Source organism: Erythrobacter sp. JB1-15, from assembly GCF_057365035.1.
The window spans coordinates 1,286,229-1,302,500 of sequence record NZ_CP200295.1; the positions used below are offsets into that span (position 1 = coordinate 1,286,229).

At 59.6% G+C, this 16,272-nt stretch carries 12 protein-coding genes; 4 read left to right on the top strand and 8 right to left on the bottom strand.

All coding sequences use genetic code 11. The features are described from left to right. Positions 1–34 precede the first annotated feature (34 nt). Entirely contained in the window at positions 35–1,108 is a 1,074-nt protein-coding gene (queG, locus tag AC0V6L_RS06215) for a tRNA epoxyqueuosine(34) reductase QueG (RefSeq protein WP_486153466.1), read from the top strand. Here the strand turns inward: queG and AC0V6L_RS06220 are convergent. The 5 genes from AC0V6L_RS06220 to AC0V6L_RS06240 all read right to left on the bottom strand — a co-directional run bounded on the left by AC0V6L_RS06220 (position 1,092) and on the right by AC0V6L_RS06240 (position 10,018). Further along, a complete protein-coding gene (locus AC0V6L_RS06220) occupies positions 1,092–2,333 on the bottom strand; it encodes an NAD(P)/FAD-dependent oxidoreductase (RefSeq protein ID WP_486149270.1) in 1,242 nt (413 codons plus the stop codon). The two genes, queG and AC0V6L_RS06220, sit on opposite strands and share 17 nt — an antisense overlap. 64 nt (positions 2,334–2,397) lie before the next feature. Then, the gene (locus AC0V6L_RS06225; protein ID WP_486153467.1) at positions 2,398–7,116 is read right to left on the bottom strand and encodes an NAD-glutamate dehydrogenase; all 4,719 of its coding nucleotides are present in this window, start codon (positions 7,114–7,116) and stop codon (positions 2,398–2,400) included. A 178-nt stretch (positions 7,117–7,294) separates the two neighbouring features. Beyond that, positions 7,295–8,290 (bottom strand): LLM class flavin-dependent oxidoreductase, encoded by a 996-nt coding sequence (locus tag AC0V6L_RS06230; protein WP_486153468.1) that lies wholly within the window; start codon positions 8,288–8,290, stop codon positions 7,295–7,297. Continuing rightward, entirely contained in the window at positions 8,287–9,258 is a 972-nt protein-coding gene (locus tag AC0V6L_RS06235; RefSeq protein ID WP_486153469.1) for a tetratricopeptide repeat protein, read from the bottom strand. The genes AC0V6L_RS06230 and AC0V6L_RS06235 overlap by 4 nt, the downstream gene beginning before the upstream one ends. A 13-nt stretch (positions 9,259–9,271) precedes the next feature. Further along, positions 9,272–10,018 carry an alpha/beta hydrolase gene (locus AC0V6L_RS06240; protein WP_486153470.1) on the bottom strand — a complete coding sequence of 249 codons (747 nt, stop codon included), beginning with the start codon at positions 10,016–10,018 and terminating at the stop codon, positions 9,272–9,274. 59 nt (positions 10,019–10,077) lie between these two features. Between AC0V6L_RS06240 and AC0V6L_RS06245 the strand changes: the two genes are divergently transcribed. Together AC0V6L_RS06245 and AC0V6L_RS06250 are read left to right on the top strand one after the other, a co-directional pair. Continuing rightward, a complete protein-coding gene (locus AC0V6L_RS06245; RefSeq protein WP_486153471.1) occupies positions 10,078–11,733 on the top strand; it encodes an alkaline phosphatase D family protein in 1,656 nt (551 codons plus the stop codon). A 112-nt stretch (positions 11,734–11,845) separates the two neighbouring features. Further along, positions 11,846–12,553: a hypothetical protein gene (locus AC0V6L_RS06250; RefSeq protein ID WP_486153472.1), complete on the top strand. Its 708-nt coding sequence runs from the start codon at positions 11,846–11,848 to the stop codon at positions 12,551–12,553. Positions 12,554–12,660: 107 nt separating this feature from the next. On the opposite strand, the gene AC0V6L_RS06255 is transcribed toward AC0V6L_RS06250, so the two are convergent. The 3 genes from AC0V6L_RS06255 to AC0V6L_RS06265 are packed head-to-tail and all read right to left on the bottom strand — an operon-like array spanning position 12,661 to position 13,665. After that, positions 12,661–12,852 carry a helix-turn-helix transcriptional regulator gene (locus AC0V6L_RS06255; RefSeq protein ID WP_486149286.1) on the bottom strand — a complete coding sequence of 64 codons (192 nt, stop codon included), beginning with the start codon at positions 12,850–12,852 and terminating at the stop codon, positions 12,661–12,663. 10 nt (positions 12,853–12,862) lie between these two features. Then, complete coding sequence (locus AC0V6L_RS06260; RefSeq protein WP_486153473.1) at positions 12,863–13,489, bottom strand: hypothetical protein; 627 nt, start codon at positions 13,487–13,489, stop codon at positions 12,863–12,865. Further along, positions 13,489–13,665 (bottom strand): hypothetical protein, encoded by a 177-nt coding sequence (locus AC0V6L_RS06265; protein ID WP_486153474.1) that lies wholly within the window; start codon positions 13,663–13,665, stop codon positions 13,489–13,491. Before AC0V6L_RS06265 ends, AC0V6L_RS06260 begins: the two co-directional genes overlap by 1 nt. Positions 13,666–14,257: 592 nt before the next feature. On the opposite strand from AC0V6L_RS06265, the gene thrS reads away from it, so the two are divergent. Beyond that, positions 14,258–16,270, top strand: a complete 2,013-nt coding sequence (thrS, locus tag AC0V6L_RS06270; protein ID WP_486155060.1) for a threonine--tRNA ligase — start codon at positions 14,258–14,260, stop codon at positions 16,268–16,270. Positions 16,271–16,272: the final 2 nt, after the last annotated feature.

The following is a 16,272-nucleotide window of genomic DNA, read 5'->3' on the forward strand; positions in this document are numbered from 1 at the left end:
TAACGGGTGAGACTAAACGGGAGTGCCCCCAAGCATGGTTAATTCAGGGGTAACACTTGGCTCGCAAAGCCCGTTTGAAACGCGGCTCGAAGCGGCTGCGCGCGATCTTGGATTTGTGGCTTGCGGGATTGCCAGCGCTGCGCGCGATCCGGTGCGCGTCCAGCGGCTTGAACACTGGCTGGGCGAAGGGCATCACGGCACGATGGAGTGGATGGAGACCCGCGCGAGCGAGCGCGGTTCTCCCAAGGGTTTATGGCCCGAGGCAAACAGCGTCATCGCGCTCGGCATGAGCTATGCGCCGGCGCGCGATCCGATGGAACTCGCATCCTATCCTGCCCACGCGCGGATTTCGGTGTATGCGCAGGGCAAGGATTATCACGATATCGTCAAAAAACGGCTGAAAGCGCTGGCCCGCTGGATGATCGCCGAGCAGCCCGAAGCCGAGGTGAAAGTTTTCGTCGATACCGCCCCGGTGATGGAAAAACCGCTGGGAGAGGCGGCGGGGATTGGCTGGCAGGGCAAGCACACCAATCTCGTCAGCCCCGATCATGGCAGCTGGCTGTTTCTGGGCGCGATTTACACGACATTGGAGCTTAGGCCTAGCAAGCCGCAACGCGATCAATGCGGATCATGCCGGGCCTGTCTCGACAGCTGCCCAACCGATGCTTTTCCAAATGCCTATCAGATCGATGCGCGGCGATGCATTTCGTATCTGACGATTGAGCATAAAGGCCCTGTCGAAGACAATCTGCGCAGTGCGATGGGCAACCGGATTTACGGCTGCGATGATTGCCTTGCGGTGTGCCCGTGGAACAAATTTGCCTCCGCTGCTCATGCCATGCGCGAATTTCTCCCCCGTGCAGAATTGGCAGCGCCCCGGCTGGCAGAGTTGTTGGCGCTTGATGATGCAGGGTTTCGCAGCCTTTTTTCAGGCTCTCCGATCAAGCGGATTGGGCGGGACCGGTTTGTGCGCAATTGCCTTTATGCAGCGGGCAACAGCGCGGACGCCAATCTGCTTGCAATGTGTGAGGCGTTAAAGGCTGATCCCGATCCCGTGGTTGCCGATGCGGCAGAATGGGCGGCAGCGAAGCTTACATCATCTGTTTAAGCTGAACTTCGGTATCGGCCAAAAGATCAGGGTCCACCCGTTCCACGCCCGCTTTGAGCATTTTCGAGCCCTGCACGTAATCTTTCATCGTGTTCACGCAATCAAAGGCGATGGGCCGGCCTTCTTTCAGATAGACAATCGTAAACTTGCGTGCTCCCGGATCGCCGCGCAGCACTGTGGCATCATAGCCTGTGTTCAGCCCTGCGGTTTGCAATTTGAGATCATACTGGTTTGACCAGAACCACGGCAGCGCTTCGTATTTTTCTTTCTCGCCCATAATGGCGCGGGCGACCGTGTTGGCCATATCGTGTGCGTTCTGGACCGATTCCAGCCGGATCACCGCGTTATCGGCATATGAATTGGCATGCGCGGCGCAGTCACCAATCGCGTAAATATCATCAAGCGTGGTGCGGCAGACATAATCCACGTCAACACCGTTTGACCCTGCCGCCCCTGCGGCGATCAGGGGGCCAACGGCGGGCACAATGCCAATGCCGACAACCACCATATCGCACGCGATATTTTCGCCCGTATCCAGCGCCACTCCGGTTACTTGTCCATCGGTGCCGACAATCTCGGTCACCGCTTGGCCTAGGCGCACATCCACACCGTGTTCGCGGTGTTCATGCGCGTAAAATTCTGACAATTCTTCGCCAGCCACTCGCGCGAGCAAACGGTCAAGCGTTTCGACCAGAACCACTTCGCAGTTCAATTTGCGCAAGACCGCAGCCGCTTCCAATCCGATATAGCCGCCGCCGATGACAACCGCGCGCCGTGCGCCTGCCTCAATCGCAGCCATCATCGCATCGGCATCGCGTTTGTCGCGGACGTAGAACACGCCTTTCTGATTGGCGCCTGTGGTGGGCAATCTGCGCGGATCGCCGCCGCCGGACCAGATAAGCTTGCGGTAGCCAATGACGCTGCCATCGGACAAAGTGACCGTGTGCGCCATCCAGTCAATATCGGTAACCGCGCTGCCCAGTGCCAGATCGATGCCTTTGTCCGCCCAGAATTTCTCGGGCCGGATCATGATCCGCTCAAACGGTTTGTCGCCCGACAGATATTCCTTGGACAAAGGCGGGCGTTCATACGGGGGCACCGCATCGCGGCCAATCATCAGGATTGATCCCTCGTGCCCCTGCTGGCGCAAAGCAATCGCAGCCTGCGCGCCGCCATGGCCTGTGCCGACAATGACGATATCCGCCTCGCGTGCCTGTCCTGCCATGTCTTTCGCCCTTATCGCTAATAAGCCGCGCCTGACTTGCGCCAATTGAGCGCAAGGTCAAGTCTTAGGGTTCAAGCAGATTGCGCGCTTGGCTTGCAATTTGCGCAAGCACAGTGGGAACGACAGGGTTCTGGTTCTGCGCGCGTTCCACCATGCTTTTGAACTGGCGAATGGCGGCCGCATTGTCATCGGCCCATTGCTGGATCGCGGCTTCGGGATCGGTGTCTTTTCCTGCGAGAAGTGCGCGCAAAAGATCGAGCCGCATCTGCTGGAAATCGCGGGCAAGGCCCACGACCAGCAATCGCTCCCACACATCGGATGGTTCCATCATGGCAGCGGTGCGCTGTGCCCAATCGATGCCGAGCCGGGCGCCCAGATCGGTGAAGGCGGCGGTAAGCTTGGTAATGCTGACTTCGGAATTGCGTGACAAGCGGGCAAGACCGGCGGCTCCGTCCATTTCGAACAATTGGACGATTTTGCCGGCCAGACCCCCAGGCGTTCCCGCCTCTTTCAGCTCGTCGCGCATCGCATCGGATTGGCGCCGCGTCTCACCCATGACGAGATCATGCGTGGTCCCTGCCAATTCGTTGATCCCCGGTGCCAATTCGCCTGCAAGATCGCTGGGCTGCTGGCGTGCGGCCCCTGCGCGCAGCAGGTCGCCCATATGCGCGCGCAAGGCCTGGCCGGTGCGTTCGAACAATTCGATGCGGGTGGCCTCGCTTACTTTGGCATCGTCAATCTCGGTCCATAAAGTGCGCATGTCGAACAAATTGTCTACCGCGACAAAAGTGGAAGCAATCGCTTCCAGCATCGCGCCTTCTTCCTCGGCCAGTTCGAACACGGCCAGCGGCCCCATGGAATTGACAATGCGATTGGCGAGCTCGGTTGCGATCAATTCACGGCGCAAACGGTGATCGGTGATCGCGCCTTTGAAACTGCCGCGCATCGGTTCGGGGAACATCGCGATCAGATCAGTTTCGAGCGCGGGATCACTGGGCAGATCGCTGGCTTCGATCGCGTCTTGCAACACCAGCTTGGTGGTCGATAGCAGCACCGCGAGTTCGGGACGGGTCATCCCCTTTCCATCGCTCGCGCGGCGTTTGAGCATTTCGTTATCAGCGAGCCCCTGATTTTCGCGATCAAGCGCGCCCAGCTCTTCGAGCCGTTCAATGAGGCGGATATAGGAATCCATCGCCTTTGCCCCGCCCGCCTCTGCAATCGACAAAGCGAGCGCTTGCAGCCGGTTATCCTCCAGCACAATCGCGGCGACTTCATCGGTCATCTTCTCAAGCAGATTGTTGCGCTTTTTCTCTGTGAGATCGCCATCGCGCACGGCAGAAGCGAGCGCGATTTTGATGTTCACTTCGTTATCGGAACAATCAACGCCTGCCGAATTGTCGATGAAATCGGTGTTGATCCGCCCGCCTTTGAGCGCAAATTCAATGCGTCCCGCCTGCGTGATGCCCAGATTGGCGCCTTCGCCGATAACCTTGGCTGACAGATCGCGCGCATTGACGCGCAAGGGATCATTGGCGCGGTCGCCGACATCCGAATTGCTCTCGCTTTCCGCCTTGATATAGGTGCCAATCCCGCCAAACCAGATGAGATCGACGCGCGCTTTCAAAATGGCGCTGACCAGATTGTCAGGCGCGATTTCGGTTTCATCGAGGCCCAACATGGTGGCAGCCGTTTTGGAAAGGCTGATGCTTTTGGCACCGCGTTCATAAACGCCGCCCCCGCGTGAGATCAGATCTTTGTCATACTCATCCCAGCTTGAGCTCGATTTATCGAACAATCGTTTGCGCTCTTTCCAGCTGGCAGCAGGATCGGGGGTAGGATCGATAAAGATGTGGCGGTGATCGTAAGCGGCAACCAGCTTGATCGCTTTGGAAAGCAGCATGCCATTGCCGAACACATCGCCCGACATATCGCCGCAGCCGACAACTTCGATGCTGTCTTCCTGCACATCCACGCCTATTTCGAGGAAATGGCGCTGAACGCTGACCCACCCGCCGCGTGCGGTGATGCCCATGGCTTTGTGATCGTATCCGTTGGAACCGCCGCTGGCGAAGGCATCGCCCAGCCAGAAATCCTGTCCCTGCGCAATGCCATTGGCGACATCGGAGAAGCGCGCAGTGCCTTTATCGGCGGCGACCACGAAATAGGGGTCTTCGCCGTCATGGATGACGACATTGTCAGGGTGGACGACTTTGCCTTTTACGATGTTGTCAGTGACTGACAGCAAGGTGCGGATGAACACTTCGTAGCTTGCTTGCCCTTCGGCGGCCCAGGCATCGCGGTCCTGAGCGGGGTTGGGCAATTGTTTGGGGTAGAAACCGCCTTTTGCGCCCGTTGGCACGATCACTGCGTTTTTAACGCGCTGCGCTTTCATCAGGCCGAGAATCTCAGTGCGGAAATCATCGCGCCTGTCTGACCAGCGCAGCCCGCCGCGCGCGACCGCGCCGCTGCGCAAATGGATGCCCTCGACCCGGCGCGAATAGACGAAAATCTCGCGCCATGGCACAGGCTTTGGCAGGTCGGGAATGCACTCAGACTGGATTTTGAACGCGAGCGCTTCGTCTGCGGCATCTGCAAAGGCATTGGTGCGCAGCACGGCATCAATCACCGCGCGGTACAATCGCAGCAACCTGTCATCATTGATCGCGGACACTTTGGCGAGGCCTTTGTCAAAGGCATCTTTGGCGGATTTGACCGCTTTGTCCCGGTCGCCGTCAAAGTCTGGATCGTGGCGCGCGATAAAAAGATCGATGATCGCGCGGGTCACACCCGGCGCGGCGCTGAGCGCATCGACCACGGTATAAATGGTAAAGCCCATGCCCGTTTGGCGCAGATAGCGATAAATCGCTCGCAGCCACATCGCCTCACGCGCGCTCAATTCCGCTTCGGTGACAAGCCGGTTGAACGGATCATCCTCGGCGCTTTCATTCAGCACTTCGGCAATCGCGCCTTCGATAATGTCCGCGCGTTTCAGCAGCGCATCAGCATCCGCGCCGGGAGCCAGCGCCAGTTTGAAATCATGCAGCGTGCCAAGCTGCCCGCCATCCAGCGCAATGTTGCGTTCTGATCCCACGCGAAAACCGAAGTTCTCTAGCGCTGGCACAGTGTCAGACAGGGTCAGAGTGCCGTCCACATGCGCGATTTTCAGCCGCAGGCAATTGTCCGCGCCTTCGTCATCAGCGCTATCAAGCCGGTACAGCCGTGCATCGCGCTTTTGCGTTTCGCCCTCCTCGCCAGAGGCAAGCGCGCGCAGCCGGGCGATATCGCGCGCAGCTTCGCCTGCGCCATATTCGGCGCGGTATTCGGCCGGGAATGCATCGGCATAGCGCGCAGCGATGGCATTGGCGCGGCCTGCATCTTCGGTTTGGGAAAGCTCTTTTTCAACCGCTTCGCCCCAGCCGCGCAGCAATTCTTCCAATTGCGCTTCGACCTGATCGGCATCGGGCACTGCGTCGGCTGTGCGGGTGTCGATCAGGAATTGCAGCATCGCCAGCGTGCTGCCTTCAACCTCAAGGCTCCAATTGAGAACCGCAGCGCCGGGTGCCTGGGTCAACAAATCTCGGATTTGCAGGCGTGTCTGTGTGTTGAGCATATCGCGCGGCAGCCAGACAAAGGCAAAGACATGGCGGCGCAATGCCGAATTGACCAGCACCAGCCGGGGCCGGGGGCGATCGACCAGGCTCATCATGGCCGTGGTCAATCGGCGTGTGTCTTCGCTGCCAAATCCGATTAGCAGATCATGCGGCAATGTGGTGAATGCATGGACGAGCGCTTTTCCGGCATGGCCGCTGCGATCAAATCCCAATTGGGTGGTCAACTGCGCGAGCGATCCGCGCAAAACCGGCACATCTTCGGGCCGCGCGGCCAATGCAGCGCTGGTCCAGACGCCTGTGTGAACGGACAGGCTGGCGGTTTTTCCGTCTTCGCGATTGGGCACGATGAACAGGTCAAGCGGGACGCGGCGATGCACCGATGACATGCGGTTGGATTTTATCACCAACAGATCGCGCGGCGGGCCATCACCGCCATTTTCATCGAACCAATCGAACGCCAGATCGTAGGAAGCATCGGACAAAAGAGGATCTGTGTTGCGGCGGCAAATGCCCAGAGCTTTGCTGTTGGTGCCATCGCGCTGGCGCGTGAGGTGGCCCAGCTGAGTGAGCATGCCATTGTTGAGCCATGTCAAAAGGGCGGCCGCTTCGGGGCTTGCCGCGCCCATGCTGGCGGCATCGCGTTCCATCGCCTTTTGCACTTTGCGCCAATCGGCAACCGCTGCGCGCACATCGCTTAAGGTGGCGCGCAATGTGCTGAGCAGATCGCGGCGCTGGCGCGCATCAATGCGCGGCGTTTCGATATAGATGAAGCTTTCGGCAAGGCTGCCTTCTGCATCCTCATCCGGTTTTGCAAGGCCTGTCAGTTCGCCATCATCATCGCGCGAAACTTCGATGACAGGATGCACAAGGCAATCAATGTTCAAAGAATGCGCGGTGATCGCCCCTGCAATGGAATCGACCAGAAACGGCATATCATCATTGATAATAGCGATTTGCAGACGGCGGCGTTCTTCGGTGGTGGATTCCAGTTTGAGCGCGCTTTTGCCCGGTGTGCGCTTGGCCGCGGCGTCCAGCAGGAAGCGGGCGGCCTCGTCCAGTTGCGCGTCGTCCATCGGGGTGTCGCCCGGCAGCAAGGACGCTTCAAGATGCTGAATGAGCGGCTTTGCAAATTTGGTGTTGGGGGCTTTGGATTTCGCCGTCTTCGTGGCCATCAAGGGCGCTCCTGACATCCTGCGCGCGGGCAATATTATTGTCCCGCTTTGTTGTTATCATGCGAGCAATAGGCGCTTTGATGGGGGGACTGCAAGCACGTTTGAACCCGGATGAAGGGCAGACCAAAGGTTTTACGCGGGCGTCATAGCAGGCATTCTCGCAGCAGGGCGCGCGGATTTAGGCCGGAAGCGGCGCGTTCATCGCCTCCAGCGTCAATTCCAGCGAAGAAATACGCGCATCGGGATCGTAGGTTGATCCGCACAGCATGATCTCATCGGCCCCAGTCCGCTCGACAAAAGCAGTGATCTGATCGCGCACCATTTCAGGCGTGCCCACCGCGCTCGCCTGCCCGACATGGGCGAGCATGGCCTGATGCGGCGCGGGCAATTGATCAAGGTAATCGGGGATCGGCGGCAGCAGTTTGCCCGGCGTGCCCGATCGCAATTGCACAAAGCTTTGCTGCTGGCTGGAGGCGAGCGTTTTTGCGTGCTCATGCGTTTTCGCGGCAAAAACATTCATTGCCACCATCACATAAGGCTGACTGAGCGCGGCAGATGGCTGGAAATCGCGGCGGTAAATTTCCAGCGCTGCATCCAGATGATCGGGCGCGAAATGCGCAGCAAAAGCATAAGGCAGGCCCAGTTTGGCTGCGAGCTGCGCGCCGAACAGGCTGGAGCCGAGCATCCACATTTCGGGCTTCGCGCCAAAACCTGGGGTGGCTTTGACCGGCAGATCGACATCGCCTGTCAAAAGCGCGCGCAGTTCGGCCACATCATTGGGGAAATATTCCGAGGCCTGGGCCAGATCTTTGCGCAAAGCGCGCTGCAATTGCGGGCCTGCGCCCGGCGCTCTGCCAAGGCCAAGGTCAACGCGCGCCGGAAACAGCGCATCCAGAGTGCCAAATTGTTCGGCGATCTGAAATGGGGTGTGATTGGGCAGCATGATGCCGCCTGATCCAATGCGGATGGTGCGGGTTGCATTGCCGATATAAGCGAGCACAACCGATGTCGCGCCGCCTGCAATGCCTTCCATCGCGTGATGCTCTGCCACCCAGAAACGGTTGCAGCCAAGGCGCTCAGCAGCCTGGGCCAAGGCGGTGGCGGCTGCGAAAGCGTCGCTGATCGTGCTGCCTTCGCGCACGGGGACAAGATCAAGGACGGAGAAACGGGTCATGCGCCGGGCACCTCATAGGGAATTGTGGGCGATGTGGGTTCAGCGGGCGCAGTTTCAGCGGGCGCGGTCTCAGCGGGCGCGCGTTCGGGGGCGGTTTGAGTGGGGGCGGGTAAGGCCTGCGCAGAAACGCTTTCAGCCGGGCCGATCTGCGCCAGATACCCTTTCGCGGTTTCGGCAAAGGGTGTGCCCGCTTGCGTATCCACCACCGATTGCCAGCTATGGCGTGCGGCATCCTCGCGCCCGGCCAGCACCGCGATCACGCCTGCTTCCAGCCCAATCTCACCGTTTTGCGGCGATAAGGCGGACGCGCGCTCTATCGCGGTTTGCGCACTCGCCAATCGGTCCATTCGGCGCAGCAAAGTCGCTTTAAGCAGCCAGCTTTCAGCAATGCCGGGTTCGAGCACTGTCGCGCGTTCGAGCGATGCCAGCGCCTCCTCAGGACGTTCCAATGCAACCAGCGCGCGCGCTTTATCGTTTGCCGCGAGAGCTTCCAATGTGGCCGATGCGGCGCTGCTGGCATCGCCCTGCGCAATTTCCAGCAGCGACAGCGCTCTGCCCGCATCCCCGCCAGCCAAAGCGGCATTGCCTGCCATGGTCCCAAACCTTGCGCGTGCGCGGGCGTCATCGCCGGGGGAGCCATTGCGCGCGGCGAGAAACGCGGTGCTGGCATCGGCCCACAGGCCAAGCTCAGTCGCCGCCAGCCCCCGGCAATGCTGCGCGATGACGGTGTCCGCCGCGCTCAACGCTTCGGTCAGGCGGATTTGCGCCTGCGAATGCGCGCGCGCCGGGTCTGTTTCGAGCTGCGTGAGGCATTCAGCCAGCCATTTGCTGGTGGGATTATCCGGTTCCTGATTGTCTAAACGCGCAGGCCGGTCGCGCAATTCATCATGCGGATTGATCGGCGGCAAAGCGCTGGGATTGGGGCCAACCTGCAAAGCGGCAGCAATAAGGGTTGAGGTCAAGAGCACGGGAGAAGGTCCATCAATAAAAGCCGCGCACCGCTGATTTTAACAAAGCGATATCCGCATCGCGCGACAAGCGGTGATCGCCGTCCTTAATCAGCGTCACCTGTACATCATCCGAACGCAGCGCCTTTGCCAGCCTCAGCGATATGTCCCACGGCACATCTGTATCGCGCTGGCCATGCAGCAAGCGCACCGGGCAGGTGATATCAATGTCGCTTTCAAGCAGCAGATTGGCCTCTGCATCGCGAAAGAACAGTGGATGCGTGGGGGTGGGGTCAGGGCCGTAAGGGTTGTCTTCATAAACGGTCTTGCCCGCGGCCAATTGCGCGCGGCGGGCGTCATCAATGCCCCAGCGGGTGAAATCGGGGGCAGCGGCGATCCCGATCATGCCGGCCAGCCGGTCTCCCAAGGCGCGCCCTATCAGCAGCATCAGCCATCCGCCCATTGACGATCCGACAAGCAGGACGGGGCCATCCACCTGCGCGCCGATTACGGCGAGCACTTCATCGCGCCACCGCGACAAGGCGCCATCTGCGAAATCGCCCGAACTTGCCCCGCAGCCGGAATAATCGAGCAGCAGCGCAGAGCGGCCCTCAGCCTTGGCATGCTCGAACAAAGCGGTCGCTTTGCCGCCAGCCATGTCGGACATATAGCCGGGCAGAAAGACCAGCGCGGGTCCTATTCCAGCAGGCCCTTTTTCTTGCGTACGGCGAAAGGCGATGCGGCGGCCATCTGGCATGTCGTGGAATTGAATATCGCTCATGCGCAGGCCATGCCATTGGTGTCACACACTCGCAATCCCGCCAGCTTAATGAGACACGCATGGTCACACCCTTCACCGCTCAGCCCGCCCGTCCGCAGAACCAATCAGCCGCAAATGTTTCGCGGCGCGGTCTGTTCACTCTTGCAGGAGCGGGGGCGTCATTGGCGGCAACGCCGCTTCATGCGCGCACTTTTGGAACAGGTTTCACTCATAATGTGGCAAGCGGAGAGCCGGGGCAGGACCGGGTGCTGCTGTGGACGCGCTACGGTGCTGATGCGCCTGTAACGCTCGAATGGCAGGTGAGCGAAAACGCGGAGTTTACCTCCACCATTGCCGCTGGCACCGTCACCGCATCGCCTGCGCGCGATGGCTGCGTTAAACCGGTGGCCACCGGGCTGCGGCCTGATAGCTGGTATTATTTCCGCTTTATCGCGCCCGGTGGCAGCATGTCGCCCGTGGGCCGCACTCGCACCCTGCCGCAGGGCTCTTCTGCCGCGTTCAAACTGGCGGTGTTTTCTTGCTCGAATTACGGGTTTGGCTGGTTCAACGCCTATGCCCATGCCGCCCAAGCGAATGATTGCGATCTCGCCGTGCATCTGGGCGATTACATCTACGAATATGGCGCGGGCACCTATCCTTCACCCGGCCAGAGCCATCCCGATCGCAGTGCGCTTTCTCCTGGTACAGAGATCATAACTCTGGCCGATTACCGCCTGCGTTACGCGACCTACCGCGCAGACCCCGATCTTCAGCGGCTGCATCAGGTGCTGCCGATGATTGCCATCTGGGACGATCATGAAAGCGCCAATGACAGCTGGCGTGATGGAGCGCAAAACCATCAAAGCGCTGCCGAAGGCGATTGGCAGACGCGCAAAGCCATTGCCAAACGGGTCTACCGCGAATGGATGCCCGTTTCTGATGAACCTTACGCCGCCTATGATATTGGCGATCTGGCGACTTTGTTCCGCCTCGACACGCGGCTGGAAGGGCGCGAGGAGCAATTCAGTGTTGAAAAGCTGTTGAGCGGCCAATCCGATCCCGATGCCATGACCGCTTCTTTGCGCGAATTTGCTAGCGGAGATTACCTCGATCCTGATCGCCAGATGCTGGGCGCGCGGCAAGAGGCGTGGCTGGCGCAGGGGATGGCGTCGTCAAAGAAGCGCGGCGCGCGCTGGCAGGTGCTGGTGCAGCAGGTGTTGATGGGCAAAGTGCAGGCCCCGCAATCGCTGTTCGAGGCCCTGCCGCAAGGCCTGCCCGATTATCTTAAACGCCGATTGGAAGCGGGCGCGCTCGCGCGGCAGGCGGGTCTGCCGCTCAACATGGATGCCTGGGATGGCTATCCCGCCGCGCGCGACCGGCTGTTCCAATCCGCATTGGAAGCGGATGCCAATTTGATCGTGCTCGCCGGTGACACCCACAATGCGTGGAATTTCAATCTGACGTATAAAGGCGAAGCCGTCGGGGTGGAATTTGGCGTATCATCGGTAAGCTCGCCGGGGTTTGAAAGCTATCTTGCGATGATCCCCGCCACCACAATGGCGGGCGCTTTAACCGCTGAAAATGCCGAGCTGCAATGGTCTGACACATCGCAGCGCGGCTATATGATGATCGAACTGGGCCTGGACCGTGCGGTGACCGAATACCGGTTTACGAGCGGAGGCAGGGCTCGATCAGCCAAGCTTGCGGGCACCAAAAGGATCGTGACCCAGGCTTGATCGGGGCGTGACGGGGGCTTGATGTAGGCATGATCGAGCGCATAGGCGGCCTCAAGAATTGGGCCAGTATCCTCGCTCGACTTTGCAGAGCGGTTCGCTCAAAGCACCTCCCATGAATTCTGAAATCACGGTTCAACCGCCCAAATGGCCGCTTGCAGCCTGGCTGAGTGTTGTTCTTGCAGGCGTCGCCGCACCGCTGGCTGCTTTGGCGTTGCTGGACACATCTGATGGAGTGCCGCTCGGTTTAACTCTCGCTCTTATGGGGGCGGGCATGATTGGAGCGGCCGCTTCTGGCAGGTTTTGGGTCGGCGTGACGCTGGCTGTCCTCATCGGTCTTGCCCTCATCGGCCTTGCCCTTATCGCAGGCGCATCGGCGTTTCCCAGCGGCGCTGCCTTCAGCGCGCTTGTTATGGTGCCAGCCATTGTCATCGCGGCGTTCAGCTTTGCGGCGCGCGGCGCTTTGTTTGCACGGTCCATGCCGGGTCTGGGCTGGTGCATGGCTGTCTTTGTGGTGATGGGCGAAGCGGCGATTATTCTCACCGCTTTTGCGATGCCCGGCGTATTGCCGGATTGGCTGCTTGTGCTTTTGCCAGCGCAATGGACGAATGCCGCGATCCAAGCTGCGTTGGCCCTCACATCGCCTCAAGCGGCGGGCATGTCAGGGGCTACTCCCGCTCTTATCGCGCTTGCAGGAACGGCGGCGACCACTTTGTTTGCGGCCGAAATGCTGCCGCGCAAATGGCCCTATCTCATTATGTTTTCGGCATGGCTGAGCGCGTCGGCGCTGGTCTGGTATTGGCCCCAATTGATTGCAGCTTAGCGTTCCTCGCGCTTTCCCGTTTTTTGGAACGCCCAGCCTTCCTGCAGCGAGCTAACGCTCAGGCAGCTATTTCATCAAAGCAGCAGGGCTTTTTCGTTCGGGCGGGATCATTCGCGGCTAAAGATCGCCTCAATTGGCAATTCGAACACTTCGGCAATTGTGAACGCCAACGGCAATGATGGGTCATAACGCCCTTTTTCAATCGCATTCACTGATTGCCGCGAGACGCCGAGCCGGTCGGCAAGATCCTGCTGCGACCAATCGCGCTCTGCACGCAGGACTTTGAGGCGGTTTTTCATTTGTGCCGCCTCACACTGCGCCCCATGCGCCATATTCCAGTCTGTTGGCCACCGCGCCAATGGCAAGCCCCACAAACCACAGGACAGGCCACCAATAGGCATCGGCGTGCGGGACGACATTGGCAGTCTCCAAAAAGCCCCAGACGCTTGCCGCTGATAGCGCGATTGCTGTTGCGATCAGCGATTGGCGGATAATGAGCATCCGGATGAATTCGTCTTTTTCTTCGATAATCAGTCGGCCTATTGCCCAAAAGACCCCCAATGTTGCGAGCCCCGGGGCCAAGGCTGCAAGAGCAGTCCAGAAAAACGGTACGCCCGGCGTGTTAACGGCAAAAACCAATCCAGCCATGGCGAGCATGTAAAGCGATGTGGAAATGGCAATTCGCTTTAGATAGCGTTTTTGGGCTTCCCCCTTGGCAAAGCAGCTTTCCCCTCCGGCATCGATCCGCGCCCCAGCAGATCTGACCAGCGGGATCATCAAAGCCATTGGCAGCACCATCAAGATCAAAAGAGCGGCATCTTCAATCGCGCCCGTCGCCGCCAATGCGCCAAGTGCCGCATAGCTAAGGCCCATCATCGCGCCCCAGAATGCAGGACCGCGACCGAGAAATTGCCCGTTTTGCGTTTTCTCTGACATTATGCGCACCCTTTCGCGCAGCGCGCGCGGCCGCTTTGCAAGGTGCCCCACGCCGCGCCCACCAGGCCCATTGTGATGCCAAAGCTCGCGCTGTCACTCATGCCCATTTCGTTCGTGTAGATCGCCGCTGCGATGATGACAGCTGCCCACAGGAGCGCCTTTTCCGGTTTTTTCATTGGTAAAGCTTCCTTTCAAATATGGAAAGTACACTTGTCATTGATTCGTGCGAATGTCAAGCTTGCTTTCCATCTGGCGCATCCTGCTTTCCTACTAAGGTGGCGAATTGCTAGGTTGGACAGTGCGTTTGTCATTCGCGCTTTTTATGCCCTGTGGCGGGGCGTGATGGGGCGTGATGGGGCGGGGCGGGTCCGCGATGGTGCGATGCGAATTGGAAAGGTTACACTTGGGTTTTTGTTTTGCGAAACAAGCGACTGAAATTGAAGATGTCCTGCGAAACTCAAACTTTTGCAAAACCCCCCGTCACCGGTCCATGTCCAGGCCACCGCGCAGCAGCGAAGTGGGCGTGACAGCGGTGATTGCAGTCGCTATGGGATCGCCATGGCAAAGCTGCTCACCACGACCACTACCACCACGACCTCGGATGATCCGGGGCGGGTCGCGGTGCGCTAAACCAGGCACCCCGCCGCCCGATCGAAGGGCGGCACGGCGGCCCCCTTCGCAATCGGTCAAAACACAACACTCGCCGCTTCAAGCGCGCGCCGCGCTGTGCCATGGCGTGCATCAGAATTGGAAACGGACAAGACCGCGATGACCGAACTGCTCAAGATAAGCCTGCCCGATGGCTCCGTGCGCGAGATGGAACAAGGAGCCACGCCCTATGATGTGGCAGCCGCAATCGGCCCGGGACTGGCCAAGGCCGCACTGGCCGCGCGGGTCAATGGCGAAGTGCGCGATATTGGCCGCCCGTTCGATGGCGATGCCGAGCTTGCACTGATCACCGCAAAGGACGAGGCCGACGCGCTTGAGCTGGTGCGCCACGATTATGCGCATATCCTGGCTGAGGCGGTGCAGGCGCTCTATCCCGGCACGCAGATCACCTTTGGCCCGGCAACCGATGACGGGTTCTACTATGATGTGATGGCGCCGGCATCGCGCGAACCGTTCAGCAGCGAAGACTTGCCTGCCATCGAAGAAAAGATGCGCGAGATTATCAAGGCGGACAAACCGCTTCGCCGCGAGGTGTGGTCGCGCCAGCAGCTCATCGACAAATGGCAATCCGAAGGCGAAGCGTTCAAGGCCGAATGGGCCGAGGGGCTGCCCGAAGGCGAGGAGCTGACGGTGTACTGGTCGGGTGATGACTGGCTCGATATGTGCCGCGGCCCGCACCTTGCCTCCACCGGGAAACTCGATCCGCAAGCGTTCAAGCTGATGCGGGTGGCGGGTGCCTATTGGCGCGGTGACCAGAACAACGCGCAATTGACGCGGATTTACGGCACGGGCTGGCTTAACAAAAAGCAGCTCAAACAGCATCTTCATAACCTTGAGGAAGCCGCCAAGCGCGATCACCGCAAGCTGGGACGCGAGATGGACTTGTTCCACTTGCAGGAAGAGGCGCATGGCAGCGTGTTCTGGCACCCCAAGGGTTACCGGATCTGGCGCGAGCTGGAGGCCTATATGCGCCGCAAGATGGACGCGAGCGGCTACCGCGAAATCAAAACGCCGCAGCTGATGGATGTGCGCCAGTGGGAGCAATCGGGCCATTGGGGCAAATATGCTGAAAACATGTTCGCCGTCCCCGATATGGTGCCGCAAGTGGACGAAGACGGTGATGGGGCGGCCAAGCCTTCGGTGGAGAAAGACGCCGACTGGATGGCGATCAAGCCGATGAATTGCCCGGCGCATGTGCTGGTCTTCAAACAGGGGATCACATCTTATCGTGATCTGCCGATCCGCCTTGGCGAGATGGGCTGCTGCCACCGCAACGAACCCCACGGCGCGCTGCACGGATTGATGCGCGTGCGCCAGTTTACGCAGGACGATGCGCATATCTTCTGCACCGAAGAACAGGTCGTCGAAGAGGTCCGCGCTTTTTGTGAACTGGCCAACAGCGTCTATCAGGACTTCGGCTTCACCTATCATGTCAAGCTCGCCTTGCGACCCGAAAAACGCTTCGGATCAGAGGCGGACTGGGACAAGGCGGAACAGGAATTGCGCGATGCCGTAGCAGAAGCGGGCATGGCGAACGACGATTATGGCTGGGAAGAGCTGCCGGGCGAGGGGGCGTTTTATGCGCCAAAGCTTGAATGGCACCTCACCGATGCGATTGGCCGGACATGGCAGGTTGGCACAATCCAAGGTGACCGCGTTTTGCCTGACCGTTTGGATGCGACCTATGTGGGCGAAGATGGCGGAAAGCATCGCCCCGTCATGCTGCACCGCGCGATTTTCGGTTCTTACGAGCGCTTTATTGGCATTCTGATCGAGCACTTTGCCGGAAGGTTGCCCGCATGGCTTGCCCCAGAACAGGCCGTGGTCGCTCCGATTGTGTCGGACATTGATGGCTATGCTGGCGAGGTCTTGGCGAAGCTGGAAGCGGCTGGAATTCGCGCCAAGGCAGATCTGCGCAACGAGAAGATCAACTATAAGGTGCGCGAACACTCGCTTGCCAAGGTCCCCTATATGCTGGTCGTCGGCAAGCGTGAGCAGGAGGAGGGCACTGTCGCCATTCGGACGCTGGGTGAAAAAGAGCAGCGCGTTATGCCAATCGATGAGGCGGTAGCCATGCTGAAAACCGCAGCGACACCGCCTGATTTGCTTTAGGC

Bases quoted from the DNA above. Each gene is read 5' to 3' on its own strand.
- queG (WP_486153466.1), top strand. From the start codon at position 35: ATGGTTAATTCAGGGGTAACACTTGGCTCGCAAAGCCCGTTTGAAACG.
- AC0V6L_RS06220 (WP_486149270.1), bottom strand. From the start codon at position 2,333: ATGGCAGGACAGGCACGCGAGGCGGATATCGTCATTGTCGGCACAGGC.
- AC0V6L_RS06225 (WP_486153467.1), bottom strand. From the start codon at position 7,116: ATGGCCACGAAGACGGCGAAATCCAAAGCCCCCAACACCAAATTTGCA.
- AC0V6L_RS06230 (WP_486153468.1), bottom strand. From the start codon at position 8,290: ATGACCCGTTTCTCCGTCCTTGATCTTGTCCCCGTGCGCGAAGGCAGC.
- AC0V6L_RS06240 (WP_486153470.1), bottom strand. From the start codon at position 10,018: ATGAGCGATATTCAATTCCACGACATGCCAGATGGCCGCCGCATCGCC.
- AC0V6L_RS06245 (WP_486153471.1), top strand. From the start codon at position 10,078: ATGGTCACACCCTTCACCGCTCAGCCCGCCCGTCCGCAGAACCAATCA.
- AC0V6L_RS06250 (WP_486153472.1), top strand. From the start codon at position 11,846: ATGAATTCTGAAATCACGGTTCAACCGCCCAAATGGCCGCTTGCAGCC.
- AC0V6L_RS06255 (WP_486149286.1), bottom strand. From the start codon at position 12,852: ATGAAAAACCGCCTCAAAGTCCTGCGTGCAGAGCGCGATTGGTCGCAG.
- AC0V6L_RS06260 (WP_486153473.1), bottom strand. From the start codon at position 13,489: ATGTCAGAGAAAACGCAAAACGGGCAATTTCTCGGTCGCGGTCCTGCA.
- AC0V6L_RS06265 (WP_486153474.1), bottom strand. From the start codon at position 13,665: ATGAAAAAACCGGAAAAGGCGCTCCTGTGGGCAGCTGTCATCATCGCA.
- thrS (WP_486155060.1), top strand. From the start codon at position 14,258: ATGACCGAACTGCTCAAGATAAGCCTGCCCGATGGCTCCGTGCGCGAG.